Raw genomic sequence first — 16,331 nt, 5'->3', positions numbered from 1 at the left:
AAGATGATGTTTCGCGTCTGACGCGAGCTTCAGAGAGAGGTCAATGCAGGTATGGACGCGCGCGCGGTTTGCGCCAGTGTGCTGATTTGCTTCGCCGCGGCTCCCAGTTGGCTCGCCTTCGACAAGGCGGCGCTGGCTTGCCCCGGAAGGGCTTGCGAAAGCGCGCCTTGAGCGAGGCCGACTGCCTGACCGCTTAGCGCCTGCGTCAGCCCGCCGCTGCCTTGCGCTGCCTGTCCTGCCACACTCGCGAGCTGCGTTGCGCCGGAAAGCGCTTTACCGGCGCCGCCGATGTCGGACGGCAACAACGCACCAAGCTGCGAGAGTGCCGATGTTGCGACGCCGCTTGACTGAGGCGGCTGTGCAGGCCATGTCGTGGTCTTGAATACGCTGGACGGGTCGTACTGATTGCGCGGATCTTCGCCAAACTGGACCTGTGCAACACCGGGCGGCAAGCCGCTCACGATCGTGTGGCCGCTCCCGTCCAGCGCGCCTTTACGCAGAATTGTGCCGTTGGCATCCAGCACCGAGAACGCTCCGCCCTTGAATGCCTCGCCGTTCGCATACTGGTGCAGCAACTCAAGCTGCCCCGGTTGATCGGGGCGCGCGGCCGGCAGCGGATAGCCCTGACTGGTCGGGCCGTTGAAGCTGTGCTGGGCACCTTTAACATCGACCATTCCCGGCGCGTGGATATCGATATTTCCGCCCTTGATGCGGATGTACGCACCGCCGCTCGTCAACAGAATTTCCTGGTCAGCGGCCGCTTCTATTTTTTCTGTTGCGGAGAGCAGCCTGAAGGTCTTCTGCGCTGTGAGTTCGACGTTGTCCGACTGCGCTTTGATCTCAACTTTGCCTTTGGCAGCGAACAGTTTCATGCCCGCGTTCTGAACAAACAGGCTGATTTTCTCGCCGACGCTTGCCAGCAGTGATTTGCCTGTCGCAATATGCGTGCTCTGGCCGCTGACCAGGTTTATGTGCTCCGTCGCCGCGATGTGAGTCGATTTCTGCGTCGACATCGCGATGCCCGCGGGCGTCGCGAACAGCATGATCGGCTCCTTGAATGCATTGGCGCTGCCCGTGCCACCGCCTGCTGTATTGCCACCACTGCCTGCAGCGCCTGTGACGCTGTTCTGCGTCGCGTCGGTGAAGGATTTCAACGAGTCATAGCCATCTTTCAGGCTTTCCGCCTGATGGGTTTCACTCGCCTGGCTTAGCGCTTCAATCACGCTTTCCGAATTGACGAGCTGGCTATTTGCTTCGCGGACGTCCAGAGGCTGGCTTGATGTCCCGGTCGCTGGGTGCGTCGATACATACAGACCTTGCCCCGCCCGGACCGCGCCATACGCATCCGACTTCAGATCGAAGCCGCTGCCGAGATACGCACCGCGCGAGTTACCGGTTTGCGCAATCAGATAGCCCAGATGCAGTTGGGAATTTGCACTCGTGCTGTAGAGCTGCACGCGGTTCTGGCCGGTGGCATCGTCCATCACCATCTGGTTGTAGCCGCTGCCCTGATATTCCTTCGACTTATAGCCGGACAGGATGCCGTTCGAATGCCAGTCGGGCGTCTTCGCACCGTTATAGACGCGCCCGGTGATGATCGGCCTGTCACAGTCGCCATCGAGGAACGACACAATGACTTCTTCGCCGATGCGCGGTACGTGGACCGCGCCATAGCCGCCGCCCGTGTCCGACTGAACCACCCGCATCCAGCATGAGGCGTTCTCATCGCCTGCGTTCAGCCGGTCCCAGTGCATCTGCACCTTGACCCGGTTTAACGAATCCGTGAAGACCTCTTCATTCTGCGGCCCGACCACGGTCGCGGTCTGCATGTGCATCCCGGGCTTCTGATGCTCAAGGGGACTGCGAAACGGGATGGCCTTGCGCTGTGCTTCGACCATCGCCATGAAGAAGCCTTCGCTGCCGTCTGCCGCCTTGACGAGCAGCGCGGGATCGTTCGCGTGCTGTGCCCGCGCTGCGGCGATCGTCTGTTTCAGGCTGTGCGGGAAGTCCGTCGTGCCATTTGAGACAGGCAGGTTGTTCTCGATGACCCATTGGACATTGATCACGGCAAACTGCCGGTCCTGCTGACTGCCCGTGTCGTGCTCCGGGTGGTTGTGCAGCTCGAACCAGCGGCCTGCGTCGATTCGGCGGACGGCGCCTACGCCGTGGAAGCGCTTCGCGCGCGATTCCCACTCCTCCATCCTCACCTTCGAGAGGTGGTCACCGCGGTCCTGCTGTCCGTACGTATACGCGCCGGTGTACTCATACACCTCGGCCTGCTGCGGCAGGTCGCCCTGCGTGGTCAAGGTCGGGACCGTCGTGCCTTTCGGGTTCGCGGCGGAAGACGGTGCCTTGTAGTCGAAGGTGCGCGTGGTGAGCGTCGTGCTTTGCAGCGTGCGCGTACCGCTCCACTGTACGAACGCATCGGTTTCGCTGTTTGTGCCCGAGCGGTAGAAATCGACGGTTTGCGGCGACAGCGGTGGCAGGCTGCCGATATCGTCGGTAATGACCAGCGTGTGCGATTTGCCGTCGGCGGCCTGTTCAAAATAGCCGAACAGCCCTTCCGTTTCCATCAGCCGATGACAGAAATTCCAGTCGTCCTCGTACTGCACGCAGAACGAGCGCTGCGGCAATGAATTACGCAATGAGAAACGGAATGCACCCTGCGCCTGCGGATGCATATTGAATACATCCGTGAGAATTTCATCGGCCGGTTTGTCCTGCCAGATCCGCGCATCTTTCCTGAAACGCAGAAAATGCATCCATGACACAAAGCCGATCTGATAACTGGTTATCGCGCTGTCCGAGCCCAGGCGACGGGCGGTGTGGACATAACCGTGGTGCGGGGCGTACGACCGATCGGTTTGCTGCACCCAAAGCGTGACGGGCTGGGCGATCAGCGTTTTAAGCTCGATATTGTCGCTGGTTGAAACCGCGTCCAGCGTGAATTCAAAATCGCGGCCGAGCCCGGAATGCCCCACCAGCCTTTGGGGCAGAAGGACATTGGTGCCCAATGGCGTGTCCAGTCCGAGTAGACGGTCGTTTTGCAACAAGCCGCCTTTAATCGCCGCGATAATGTCCTGCGCGCCCATACCGCCTCTTGTTTATGCAATTTTGCGCCCCCGCGCTACCGCGCGATAATACAAAACATTACGCTCCCGTCGCAATCACCTATTCAAAAACAAATGTTAAATCGGGATTTGTTTCCAGTTCTCTTTGGCCGGCTTCACATCGGTATTAATGACATGCGTCGCGTCGCGTTTTCTGCTGATTCGCAAGTGTCTTTGAGCAACGCACGGTGGGTGGCTGCATCACCGGCACCCATTCGCGGTAAGCAATAGGCAGAGATGACAAGCCGCGCCGATATATCCGCGGAATACGGTTGGCACCATCGCTGTACGCACCGGCCCAGCAAGGTCCCCCGCTACTGAGTTGCCCGCCGCCTTATCGACGCCGCAATCGCCTTCGCCATCAGATCAAGCTCCTCCGCCGACACAGGCGCATTCCCTTTTGCATACTTTGCGTTTCTCTCAACCAGAAGAAGCAGATTAGGCGTATCAACCGGCGCATTGGAATCCCCTTGCACCGTAGCGAGATAGCCATAATCCGTCGAGTCGTCATCGCGCGTGATGATCGCCGAAGTCTCAACCCCCTCGCGGCCATCGAGCTTGACAGTCTGGTAAGGCGCCGCACCAACAAGCCTGATCCGCTTGCCGATTCCGTATTCGTAACCCCATACGAACTCAGTCTTCTGTTTAGACGTAAGCTTGGGGTCGACTGCCAACGCTTTCTCATCGAGAAAGAAAATCGTGACATCCGGGTGGTTCTTCAGGCGAAACGTTACGCCCACCTGGCGCGCCGAGTCTTTCCCGCTATCGGCAACGAACATATCCGGCAAACATACGCCATCGCCTTTTGGGATTTCGTTAGAGCGGCGCGCGGAAAGCCCCTTTAGAACCGCTTCAGTACGTTTCTTCGCCACGGATGGATCCGACGATGACTCACGAAAGCTGATCGCCCGCCCATTGTCGTAAATGTAGAACCCAGCCGCTCGAGGCCCGGCCCAGGCAAATGCGTCCGGTCGTCCCGCCGGTATCGCCTCGAACCGTCCGTTTTCATCCGTCGACGCTGCGCTCAAGGACACCCGCGTTTTAATCCCGCCCAGGATCGAACCGAACTCGGCATGTGACATCGATCCGGTTATTCGGAAGGTTCCGTCGTAGATAAAAACGGAGTGCGCCGCGGGCTGATCATCGGAAAATCGAATTGGATTTTCTTGTGGTTTGGAGTACGCGGTGGGAATGGTCAAAGCAACATCGGCTTCCCCAGGAATCGTCAATTCATAGCGGCCGACGCATTCCTGACGTCCTTCCGCCATGGAACGAGACGACACACATTGCATCGCACAGACCAGCGACGCGAGTGCGATGAATTTCCACCAACTTCCAGACTGTCTCATCAGCTAAGTTCTCCGCCCTTGCTCGCATCGGCGACCGACGCATCCTGTTCATAAGCGTCGGTCCGCTTCGGCACCTGATAATTCTCCGCAACAAGCGACGTGGCAAAACCCAGGTTGTTGTTCTCGCCCTTCGTCCACTCGATAGGCAGGGAAACAATGAATCCCCTCAGTTGGGACAGATTGGCCGCGGCCTTCTCGTGTTGCGGCTTCGCCCAGAAGGCGTCCTCAAAAGGCATCTTCCCACCGGTCGACTTCCTCTTCGGATCCCATGTTGGCCATATAGACGCAAAATCGCCTTGCTCGTCCGGCGAATCAGACAACGCTCGATTGCGGGGGATAAAGGCAAACGCTGCTTCATATAACTTCTGATTTGCGTCCGCCACCGTCTGTATCGCTTTCCAGTTCGCTGGATTCGCAGGCTGATCGATCGCTCCCATCAATTGCGTCGCCGGCCGGACGTTGCCCGCAATGCCAAACAACTTTTTCCAAACCTCCTGCCGCAGATGCCGTGCAAATGTCCTCGTCACCTTGACGGGGCCACTCCCGTCGATGTCGTGTTTCTCCGTTGCGCTATCCGCAACCAGGACGGCGATTTCAGAGTCCCGCGACCCCAACAGACTACGGTCGTTGATATTCGCGCTGCCAACCAGAGCAAACAGATCGTCTACGACCATCAACTTGGTGTGCACGTAGATCTGTTCCGTCACATAACGCTCCCCCAGCCTGGTCCAATTTCGCAGGTTCAACAGAGTGACGTAGTCTCGGCATTTTTCGATGGCAATGTCTTCATATCGCTTGTCGTTCGGATCGCTCAGCACCTTGTTCCAGTCCGGGGCTTTCTTGTCGCGCAACTCCTTGGCCTTGAGAAAGCGCCGAACGCGATTCAACAGACTCAATGTCCCGAACACGAGCGACTGCATTGTCCAGTGAACCTGCGTCATGATGCTTTCGTTGTTCAGCATACCCTCCGGATGCACGGGCAGCGTAATGATGACGTGGAAGTGTTCCTTCACACCGGACATGATGGTTCGCCCGATCCGATGACCCAGCATTTCACAAATGAAATTCTTCGGCGCTTCTTCGGCGTGCTCTGAAGTTCGCCGGGTTGCCCACTCACCAAATCCTTGCCCTTTAACCTGTGCGGCAGGTCCGGATAGCGGCTGTGAAGACGTTACGTTGGCTGCGGTGGTATCGGGATTTGTATGCTCGATGCCAAACCCTGAAACAAAAAATTGATTCTCGATATAGATAAAAGATGTGGCCTTGTTGATGAGATTGCGCATTGCCACCGCAATTTCACATTGCTTGCCATCAGGCGACGATTGAGAAGTCTTGTCGGCACCGTGCAAGCCATCGAATTCGGCCGAACGCATCGCGGCAGGCGCGCTTCTCAGTACCTGAACCTTGCATCCGCCGGTCTGCACGGCTGGCTCAGGCGGCAGATCCAGTCGGATCCGTTTAGCACCGCCCTCGCTGTTCCAGCGTACGACGAAGTTATGCGCTACATCGCTTGCCGACGGGCCATCAATGCGAAAATGTACGTCCTGCCAAGGCATGCGGGGCTGCCTGCTGGCGTCGAGTGTACTGTCATTGGACGGCAGGCCGGTTGGGTGAGTCGTAGCAGACACATACGGGGTTTCATCCCCATACGCAATCTGATAACCACCGGCCTCGATCTTCTTCAGTATGTCCTCACGATTGGACGGCAAAAGCCCCCACAAGGTCGGATGGTTATCTACCGCGCCCGTCAATAAGTCCGGATCGATAAGACTTTCCTTCGACACATGTCCGAGGTGCGGAATGCAACCGTTGTAGCGATTCAGCGCCTGCCGATTCTCGGCGTCCGCTTTGAGATCGTAGGTCGCATCATCGAAACGTCCGTAAGCGAGATCCATGCCGCCAATGTAGGCGCGTCTTTCCGTCAATCGCGACGAGTTTCTGGTGATGGCTGAAAAAAACTACGGTCCTCGTCAGCGAGGCACGCAGCAAGCGTGACCCACACGCACGTGCGCCCGACAATCTCATTGATAGCCTCAAGGACGGACTTCGTTTGATTGTCGTAGGTTTGCACCGGCGGCGAATGCATCCAGGGCATGACATAGACTTTGAGCTGCGCATTGCCTTTTACCGCCTTCAGCAGAACATCGAAGAGACGCACGCCTTGTGCGAGTTCAGCGTCCCAGTTCACTTGCCATCCGGCAATGTAGACCACCTGGGCAGCGGCTTGAATAGCGGACGCAAGATCACTGAAATACGCTTTCCCCGTGGTGAATGCTTTCAGTGCATTCCCGGTTCGCGGCAGGGAAAACGGCTGCCCCGCACCCACCCACACGTTCTCCGTCGCGAATGCCTTGTACGCAGCACCCGCGTGGTCGATGATTTGCCTGAGCGAGAGGATATCGTCGTTAAAGAGCTTGTCTGTAGGGGTTTCACGGGCGACAACGTCGGCCATCACGCATCTCCTTTCAATTTGCCCAGCACAGCATCCCCGTCATTTGCCTTTAACTCTTGCCGCGCCCATTGAGCGAAGGATTGATCCACGTCACTTTCTTGAGCGGAAAACGGTTGGTCGCTGTAGCCCATTGCGTCGATGGCTTCGTAGAATTTGTCGCTTTCACTCCAGCTGTCCGATTGCCGGCTAAGTGATAGCAAACGCACCTGTCCCACGTAGACGAGCCACACCTGCCCGGGCGTCTTGTTATATGCCTCGTGCAGTGTTTTCTCGTCAGCGTCGGAAAGCGCCAGCTTTCCGCTAATGTCGCTCTGGCCGGTCAAAATCGAGTCCGAGGACATGAGCGCTTCATCTGCTGTGGGTGCCGAGACGATCCGCCATGCGGTGTTGATATGAGGGTATCCGTCGGGGCCCGGCGTGTCGGCAAGAAGCATGTTAAATCTGACCGGCCCTTGCGTTTCGGGCTGCGGCCAATTCGGCAACGGGTAGTTCTTCCGTACCGGTCCGTTAAACGAGTGCTGGCTGCCTTTGATATCAACAATCCCCGGCGCGTGGATCTCAATATCGCCGCCTTTCAGGCGAATGTACGCGCCACCGGAAGTCAGCAGGATTTCCTGTTTCGCCGCCGCTTCGATCATCGCCGTTGCGGCCAGCAATTTCATCGTCTTCTGCGCTGTCAGTTCAATGTCGTCCGCGTGCGCCTGGACTTCGACCTTGCCCTTCGCCGCGAACAACTTCATCCCCGCGTTCTGAACGAACAGACTGAGTTTTTCCGTGACGCCGGCAATCAGCGATTTGCCTGTCGCGACATGAGCGCTCTGGCCACTTACAATATTGGTCTGCGTGGCGCTCGCGATGTGAATGGATTTCTGCGTCGACAACGCAGCACCGGATGGACTTGCGAACAGCACCACGGGCTCCCTGAATGCATTGGCATTGCCCGCGCCACCGCCCGCCGCGTTGCCGCCGGATGCCGATCCTGCAACACTGTTCTTAGTTGCATCGGTGAATGACTTCAGCGCCTCGTAACCCTCTTTGAGGCCTTCCGCCTGGTGCGCAGTGCTGGCATCGGAGAGCGCCTCCATTGTGCTTTCCGAATTGACAAGCTGTCCGCTCGCTTCACGCGCATCCAACGGCTGAGTGCTTGCGGGGTGGGTTGTCACGTACAGCCCGTGACTGGCACGCACTGCGCCGTACGCGTCGGACTTCAGGTCGAAGCCGCTGCCCAGATACGCCCCACGCGTGTTGTCAGCCTGTGCGATGAGATAGCCGAGATGCAGATGCGCATTGGTGCTGCTGCTATACACCTGCACACGGTTCTGGCCCGTCGCGTCATCCATGACCATCTGGTTGTAGCCACTGCCTTGATACTCTTTCGACTTGTATCCCGACAATAAGCCATTGGAATGCCAATTCGGCCGGGTCGCGCCGTTGTAGATACGGCCGGTTACCAACGGTCTATCGCAATCGCCGTCCGCCCAATCAATCAATACCTCTTCGCCAATTCTCGGCACGTGAACACCGCCATATCCACCACCCGTGTCGGACATGACGACTCGCACCCAGCACGATCCCTTTTCGTCGCCGTCATTAAGCCGGTCCCAATGAAAATGAACCTTGATACGGTTGAGTGAGTCGGTGTAGACCTCTTCATTAGCCGGACCGACGACGATTGCCGATTGTAAATACATCGTTGGCTTGTGATGTTCGAGCGGGCTGCGAAACGGCACGCCCTTGCGTTGCGCTTCGATTTCAACGAGGAAAAAACCTTCGCTGCCATCCACGTGTGCAATTGACAGTGCATCTGTCGACTCTCCATGATTCGCTCGAACATTGGCCAATTCGCTCTTCAGGCTATGCGGGAAATCGGCGGCCTGACTGGACACGGGAAGATTGTTTTCAATGAACCACGCGGCCTCGATAATGGCGAATTGCCGGTTCTGGGCACTATCCGCGGAATGGGCAGGGTGGTTATCGAGCTCGAACCAACGGCCTGCATCTGCCTGTCTCACACCACCCGAGCCAAAGAAGCGCTTGGCTCGCGACTCCCATTCCTCCACGCGAACCTTCGACATCTGATCGCCTCGATCCTGGGCGCCGTAAGTGTAGGCGCCGGTGTACTCGTAGACCTCGGCCTGCTGGGGCAAATTGCCCTGCGTGGTCAGCGTCGGTATGTTTGTACCCTTCGGGTTGGCGGACGAAGCGGGTGCCTTGTAATCGAAGGAGCGTGTAGTGAGCGTCGTACTCTGCAATGTCCGCGTGCCGGACCATTGCGACAACGCATTGGCCTCGCTGTTGGTGCCCGTGCGGTAGAACTCAACGGCTCGTGGCGAGAGCGGCTGGAAGGTATCGAGGTTGTCTGTGACGACTAGCGTGTGCGACTTTCCATCTGCGGCCTGTTCAAAGTAAACGAAGAGTCCTTCGTTCTCCATCATCCGATGAACAAAATTCCAGTCGTCCTCGTACTGCACGCAGAACGATCGTGAAGGCAGCGTATTGCTCAGCGCAAACCGAAATGCTCCTTGGGCCTGCGGATGCATGTTGAAGACATCGGTCAGGATTTGATCGGCCGATTTGTCTTGCCAGATTCGCGCGTCTTTGCGAAAGCGCAGGAAGTGCAGCCAGGACGCGAAGCCAATCTGATAGCTTGTGAGTCCGCTATCCGATCCTAAGCGTCGCGCGGTATGCACATAACCGTGGTGAGGCAGGTAAGACTTATCGGTTTGCTGGATCCACAATGTGACGGCTTGGGCAATCAGGGCTTTGAGTTCGATGGTGTCGGAATTGGAAACGACATCGATCGTGAATTCGTAATGGCGGCCGATCCGCGAATAACCAATAACCCGCTGTGGAACCAGAACATTGTTGGCCAGCGGACTATCCAGTTTCAGCAGACGATCACTCTGAATAAGCCCGCCGGTCATTGCCGCAATTGAGTCCTGCGCTCCCATACCGCCTCTCTTTGTTGTGATCGCACCGTCGCGCAATGCGCGATCGTACGAAAGTTTAGACGAATCAACCAGTAATGAGTATCGGGGGATGCGGGCAAAAGTTATTCGAACTCGCTTTATGCGGTCGGCATACGGCAGCTACTTTTTTCAATTATCCGGCTTTTCTACCGAATTCCGTGGTCGGAGAAAGATCTAAACAACTCCAAAGATTTAACAATTTCAAATTCGCGACATCGTGGAAAACAGCTGACCTTTTTGTTTCAGCTGCGCAATTGCTGTTGTGCCGATTGATCGCGTTCGAACACTATTGAAGGACAAGCAGACACGCGCGCAGTTGCTCTGCTCGTTGATCGCAACGTGGACTTTAAGGAGCCGTCCGGGGCAAATCGATTTTTACCTTGTTTGTCTGGTTCACGCCGGGCGACCTGGTCCCATAAGCACTATCACCGCCTGCGCCAGATCGTTAGCCAGCCCTCCGACGCAGGTCGCCATGCGGGTTATTGACCGGTGGTTGGATCAGACGCCTGAGAAGTACTCCTCCTCGCGTCACGGCTGCGGAACGAGGCCGCCATGACTGACAGCACGAAAGGTGCTTCGAGCTCAATGCCGCGCTCGACGACGGCCCAGCAGCCGCCGCCGAGCGTCGGCAGGCATTTGCGGAGGGCGTAGTTGAGCGCGCCGGGCAGCTCATCGATCAGGGGTGGTTAATGGATCTTCTACTCATTCGATAGCACCGGCGAATGACCCTCCTGACCGGTTCGAACATTGCCGTCCATAAAAAAACGCCCGGACAAGCCGGGCGTTTCGGTAATCCGATCCAGTCGGATTTTTCTACTATCTGTGGCAGCAGTTTTTCACTTACTTGGCACAGTTTTCACTTTCCGTGGCGTCCGACGGCTACGCCAAACTCAAACATCAATATTCCCCGCCCTCAACGCATTCGACTCAATGAAAGCCCGCCGCGGCTCAACATCATCCCCCATCAGCGTCGTGAAAATGCCATCAGCCGCGATAGCATCCTCAATCTGCACACGAAGAAGACGACGCACGGTCGGGTCCATCGTAGTCTCCCAAAGCTGCCCGGGGTTCATCTCACCGAGCCCCTTATAGCGTTGCTTCGAGATATTGCGTTCGGCATCAGCCAGCAACCACTTCATCGCAGACTTGAAGTCAGTAACAGCCATACTCCGCTCACCGCGCTTGATAACGGCGCCAGCGCCAATCAACCCCTTAAACGTATTCGCGGTGTTCACCAACTGCTGGTAGTCGGCAGTCAATTGAAACTCTTCATCGAACACGGAGATTTTCTGATTGCCGTGATGCGTCCGCGCGACCTTCAGCGAGCGCAATTCACGCACCGGGTCATACATGGTCGTAACCCTAACCTCGGGCTTCAGAGCATCATCGCGAAGCTTAGCCTCAAGCGCTTTAGCCGATGTCTCAGCGGCCGCCTCGCTGGAAAGGTCAATAACGACCCCGTCCATCACAGCCTCTAGCGCGCCCGCGTCATACAAGCGGCTCAACCGGTTCACCACCGCCTGCGCCAGCAAATAAGCCCGAGCCAATTCGCCCAACGCATCGCCGGTAATCGGCGTTGCATTCTCAGAAGCCAACAGTTCCGAACCCTGCAACGCGAGCTTGAGGATGTGAGCATTAACCTCGCTCTCGTCCTTCAGATACCGCTCGTCCTTGCCCGCCTTGATCTTGAACAACGGCGGCTGCGCGATGTAGATATACCCACGCTCGATCATCTCCGGCATCTGCCGATAGAAGAACGTCAGCAGCAGCGTGCGGATGTGCGCGCCGTCCACGTCAGCATCGGTCATGATGATGATGCGGTGATAACGCAGCTTATCGAGGTTGTAGTCTTCCTTGCCGATACCGCAGCCAAGCGCCGTGATCAGCGTCACGATCTGCTCCGAAGAAAGCAGCTTGTCATAACGCGCCTTCTCCACGTTCAGCACCTTGCCGCGCAGCGGCAAGATCGCCTGGAACTTCCGGTCGCGCCCCTGCTTCGCCGAGCCGCCTGCCGAGTCGCCCTCGACGATATAAATCTCCGACTTCGCCGGGTCCTTCTCCTGGCAATCCGCGAGCTTGCCGGGCAGACCGACGCCATCGAGCACGCCCTTGCGGCGCGTCATCTCACGCGCCTTGCGAGCGGCGTCACGAGCGCGCGCGGCGTCGACGATCTTGCCGCAGATGATCTTCGCGTCATTCGGCGTTTCCAGCAGGAATTCCTCGAGCGCCTTCGCGACGACGTCTTCCACGGGCGCGCGCACTTCCGACGACACCAGCTTGTCCTTCGTCTGCGCGCTGAACTTAGGCTCCGGCACCTTCACCGACAACACGCACGAAAGCCCTTCGCGCATGTCGTCGCCGGACGTCTCGACCTTCGCCTTCTTCGCGACTTCATGATCGGCGATGTACTTGTTCAGCACACGCGTCATGGCCGCGCGCAGGCCGGTCAAGTGCGTGCCGCCGTCGCGCTGCGGAATGTTGTTCGTGAAGCACAGCACGTTTTCGTTGTAGCTGTCGTTCCACTGCATTGCCACCTCCACGCCCACGCCGTCTTTCTCGCCGCTCACGTGGAAAATGGTCGGATGCAACACGCTCTTGGTCTTGTTGATGTACTCGACAAAACCCTTCACGCCGCCGACAAACGCGAAATCGTCCTCTTTGCCCGTACGCTGATCGGTCAAACGAATCCGCACGCCGTTATTCAGGAACGACAGTTCGCGGATGCGCTTGGCCAGAATGTCGTAGTGATATTCGACGTTGCCGAAGATCGTCTCGTCGGCCATGAAATGCACTTCGGTGCCGCGGTTTTCGGTATCGCCCACCACTTGAATCGGCGACACAGCCACGCCGTCGATCTCTTCGATCACGCGATTCTGCGGCACGCCACGGTGGAATTCCATGAAGTGCTTTTTGCCGTCGCGGCGAATCGTCAAACGCAGCCACGCCGACAGCGCATTCACGCACGACACGCCGACGCCGTGCAAGCCGCCCGACACCTTGTAGCTGTTCTGGTCGAACTTGCCGCCCGCGTGCAACTCGGTCATCACGATTTCGGCGGCGCTGCGCTTCGGCTCGTGCTTGTCGTCCATCTTCAAGCCGGTCGGCACGCCGCGGCCGTTGTCGGTGATCGAGATGGAGTTGTCCGCGTGAATGATCACCTGGATGTCGTTGCAATAGCCGGCCAACGCTTCGTCGATCGAGTTGTCGAGCACTTCGAACACGAGGTGGTGCAAACCGGTGCCATCCGATGTATCCCCGATGTACATCCCCGGCCGCTTGCGCACCGCCTCCAGACCTTCGAGGATCTGAATGGACGAGGCGCCGTAGCTGTTGTCGGGTTGCGTATTGTTCGTTTCAGTCATGGATTTTTTCCGGTTCTGCATTACTGCTGGGTTGCTGCTCGGGACTTTTCAAAACACCATAAAAACGCCAAAGGGGCGCTGCGCCCCTTGGTGTGTTCTTGGTGTTGGACGCGTTAGATGCGCATCGGCATCACGACGTATTTGAATTCGTCGTTCTCGGGAATCGTGATCAGCGCACTCGAGCTGGCGTCGCCAAGGCTCACTTGCAGCGTGTCGACCTTCAGGTTCGCGAGCACGTCGAGCAGATACGTGACGTTGAACCCGATATCGACGCTGTCGCCGTCGTACGCGATTTCCAGTTCTTCCTGCGCCTCTTCCTGGTCGGCGTTGGTCGACATGATCTTCAACTGGCCCGGCTCGATGATGCAGCGCACGCCCTTGAATTTGTCCGACGTCAGAATCGCGGCGCGTTGCAGCGAACGCTGCAATTCTTCACGGCCGATCACGAACTGATTCTTGTGCGACTTCGGAATCACGCGCTGGAAGTCGGGGAATTTGCCTTCCACCAGCTTCGACACGAGTTCGACCTGGCCAAACGTGAACTTCACCTGCGTTTGCGCGATGTCGATCTTCAGCGTGTCGTCGATATCTTCCAGTAGACGCTGCAACTCCAGAATCGTCTTACGCGGAATGATCACTTCCTGGCGCGCAAACGAGCCTTCAATCTTCATCGACGAAAACGCGAGGCGGTGGCCGTCGGTCGCGACTGCCATCAACTGGTCGCCGTCCACCACCAGCAGCATGCCGTTCAGGTAGTAGCGAATGTCCTGCTGGGCCATCGAAAAATGGACCATGCCGAGCAACTGGCGGAACGTCTTTTGGGGAACCACAAGGTTCGCGCCGTAGTCTTTAGCTTGCGCGACGGTCGGGAACTCGTCCGCGGCGAGCGTTTGCAGCGCGAAGCGGCTCTTGCCGGATTGCACCGTCAGACGCTTGTCGTTCAGCGTGAGCGTGACCTGGCCGTCGGGCATGGCGCGCAGGATGTCGAGGAGCTTTCGCGCTGCCACCGTGGTCGCCACGGTATCGCCGCCCACGCCGAAATCGGCGCGCGTGGTGATCTGCAACTCCAGGTCGGTTGACAGGAACGACACGTCGGGACCGTTCTTGGTAATCAGCAAATTGGCGAGGATCGGCAACGTATGGCGGCGTTCGACAATGCCGCTCACGGTTTGCAGCGGCCTGAGGAGGTTATCGCGTTCGGTCTTGACCAGTTGCATAGAGTTCCTTCGTTGATATAACGGCCTGCGCGCCTTCGAGCCGTTCAAGGCATTTCCGGCATGCTGCCGTGGCTCCCCGCCGGCGCCACGCAGCGCCCGTCACGGCGTGAAATCCGCCCGCGGCCGCGCCGGGCGGTTAAACCTGTATTGTGCCTGAAAAAGGAACCGCCTCACTAAATTGGGGGCGACTTTGGAAATAAACAGGTCGATTTTCCCGCCCACCACCTAGCCCTTGCCTAGCCCTTCAGCGTCTGCTCCAGCACGTGCAATTCGTGATTCAGCTGCGCGTCCTTGCTGCGCTCGTCGGCGATTTTGCGCACCGCGTGCAGCACCGTGGTGTGGTCGCGTCCCCCGAACAGCTCCCCGATTTCCGGCAGACTTTTCTGCGTGAGCTCCTTCGCCAGATACATCGCGATCTGCCGCGGCCGCGCGATGTTCGCCGGACGCTTCTTCGAATACATGTCCGCGACCTTGATGCTGTAGAAGTCAGCGACGGTCTTCTGAATGTTCTCCACCGAAATCTGCCGGTTCTGCACCGTCAGCAGATCTTTCAGTGCTTCTTTCGTCAGTTCGATCGTGATCTCGCGGCCGTGGAACTTCGAGTACGCGAGAATTTTCCGCAGCGCGCCTTCCAGTTCCCGCACATTCGAGCGCAAATGTTTCGCGACGAAAAACGCCACGTCCTCATTCAGGCTCACGAATTCCGACTGCGCCTTGCGCATCAGAATCGCGACGCGCATTTCCAGTTCGGGCGGCTCGATGGCGACCGTCAGGCCGGAGTCGAAGCGCGAGATCAGACGGTCGTCGATACCCGAAATTTCCTTCGGATACGTGTCGCTGGTGATGATCACCTGCGCCTTGTTCGCGACGAGCGCCTCGAACGCGTAGAAGAACTCCTCCTGCGTGCGCGACTTGCCCGAAAAGAACTGAATATCGTCGATCAGCAGCAGATCCAGCGAATGGTAGTAGCGCTTGAAGTCGTCGAACGCCTTACGCTGATAGGCCTTCACGACATCGGACACGTACTGTTCCGCGTGGATGTAGCGGATGCGCGCGCCGGCCTTGTCCATCAGCAACTGGTTGCCGATTGCGTGGATCAGGTGAGTCTTGCCGAGGCCCACGCCGCCATACAGGAACAGCGGGTTGTACGAGATGCCCGGATTGTCCGCGACCTGGATTGCCGCGGCGCGCGCCAACTGGTTCGCCTTACCGGTCACGAAGTTGTCGAAGGTCAGAACCGGGTTCAGCTTGGAACGCTCGTACATGGAGTCGTTCTCGCCGTTGCCATTCGAACTCGCGCTCTGGCCCGGACGCCATGTGCGGCGCGCCGCGGCGGCTTCGTTCGCGTCGAGGCTCGGCAGATCGAGGTCGGCGGCATCTTCGGCCGCCGCGCGTGCGTTGGCATTGTGCTCGGCTGCCGCGCGGGCATTCGCGTTGAGGTTGGCCATTGCGCTGTTAGCGCTGTTCGGGCCGTTCGCGCGCGTGGCCTGCGCCGCTTGCACGGCGCCAACGGCCGCGTCCACGGCAGCGGCATTGCCCGCGCTGCCGCCCATGGAATTCGGCGCGGAAGCCGGACGCGCCGCAGCCGGCGCGGCTGCCGCAGGGGCGCGCATGCCGGCTTTCGGGTCCAGTACGAATTGCACGTCGACAGGCGCCTGCCAGAAATCGCGGGCCATATCAGCGATGCGACCGGAGAACTGGCTCTTGACCCAGTCGAGCTTGAAGCGGTTCGGCGCGGCAATGCTGAGCGTGTTCGCAGCGGCGTCGAAGGCGACCGGGGCCAACGGTTTGATCCACGTCACGTACTGCTGGGGCGTGAGCTCACGCTCCAGCAATGCGGAACAGTGTTGCCAGAATTCGTTCATCGAGTGC

The 16,331-nt window shown here is 58.2% G+C and carries 8 protein-coding genes; all 8 read right to left on the bottom strand.

Annotated elements, in window-relative coordinates; translation table 11 throughout:
• Positions 1-29: 29 nt before the first annotated feature.
• On the bottom strand, positions 30-3,092 hold the full coding sequence (locus ABIE53_RS01650; protein WP_376914455.1) for a type VI secretion system tip protein TssI/VgrG: 3,063 nt from the start codon (positions 3,090-3,092) through the stop codon (positions 30-32).
• 332 nt (positions 3,093-3,424) lie between these two features.
• On the bottom strand, positions 3,425-4,459 hold the full coding sequence (locus ABIE53_RS01645; protein WP_192700430.1) for a T6SS immunity protein Tli4 family protein: 1,035 nt from the start codon (positions 4,457-4,459) through the stop codon (positions 3,425-3,427).
• A complete protein-coding gene (locus ABIE53_RS01640) occupies positions 4,459-6,354 on the bottom strand; it encodes a phospholipase D-like domain-containing protein (RefSeq protein ID WP_376914453.1) in 1,896 nt (631 codons plus the stop codon). Before ABIE53_RS01640 ends, ABIE53_RS01645 begins: the two co-directional genes overlap by 1 nt.
• Positions 6,355-6,380: 26 nt before the next feature.
• Positions 6,381-6,911 (bottom strand): phospholipase D-like domain-containing protein, encoded by a 531-nt coding sequence (locus tag ABIE53_RS01635; protein ID WP_192700428.1) that lies wholly within the window; start codon positions 6,909-6,911, stop codon positions 6,381-6,383.
• The gene (locus tag ABIE53_RS01630) at positions 6,911-9,862 is read right to left on the bottom strand and encodes a type VI secretion system Vgr family protein (RefSeq protein ID WP_192700427.1); all 2,952 of its coding nucleotides are present in this window, start codon (positions 9,860-9,862) and stop codon (positions 6,911-6,913) included. The genes ABIE53_RS01635 and ABIE53_RS01630 overlap by 1 nt, the downstream gene beginning before the upstream one ends.
• Positions 9,863-10,770: 908 nt before the next feature.
• A complete protein-coding gene (gene gyrB / locus ABIE53_RS01625; protein WP_006050600.1) occupies positions 10,771-13,242 on the bottom strand; it encodes a DNA topoisomerase (ATP-hydrolyzing) subunit B in 2,472 nt (823 codons plus the stop codon).
• 113 nt (positions 13,243-13,355) lie between these two features.
• Positions 13,356-14,459 carry a DNA polymerase III subunit beta gene (gene dnaN, locus ABIE53_RS01620; protein ID WP_006050601.1) on the bottom strand — a complete coding sequence of 368 codons (1,104 nt, stop codon included), beginning with the start codon at positions 14,457-14,459 and terminating at the stop codon, positions 13,356-13,358.
• A 236-nt stretch (positions 14,460-14,695) separates the two neighbouring features.
• Positions 14,696-16,324, bottom strand: coding sequence for a chromosomal replication initiator protein DnaA (dnaA, locus tag ABIE53_RS01615; RefSeq protein ID WP_029971174.1), 1,629 nt, complete (start codon positions 16,322-16,324; stop codon positions 14,696-14,698).
• Between the last annotated feature and the right edge of the window lie 7 nt (positions 16,325-16,331).

The sequence above is a fragment of the Paraburkholderia sp. OAS925 genome, assembly GCF_040543975.1.
GTDB classification, from domain to species: domain Bacteria; phylum Pseudomonadota; class Gammaproteobacteria; order Burkholderiales; family Burkholderiaceae; genus Paraburkholderia; species Paraburkholderia graminis.
This window is presented reverse-complemented; position numbering and strand designations above follow the sequence as displayed.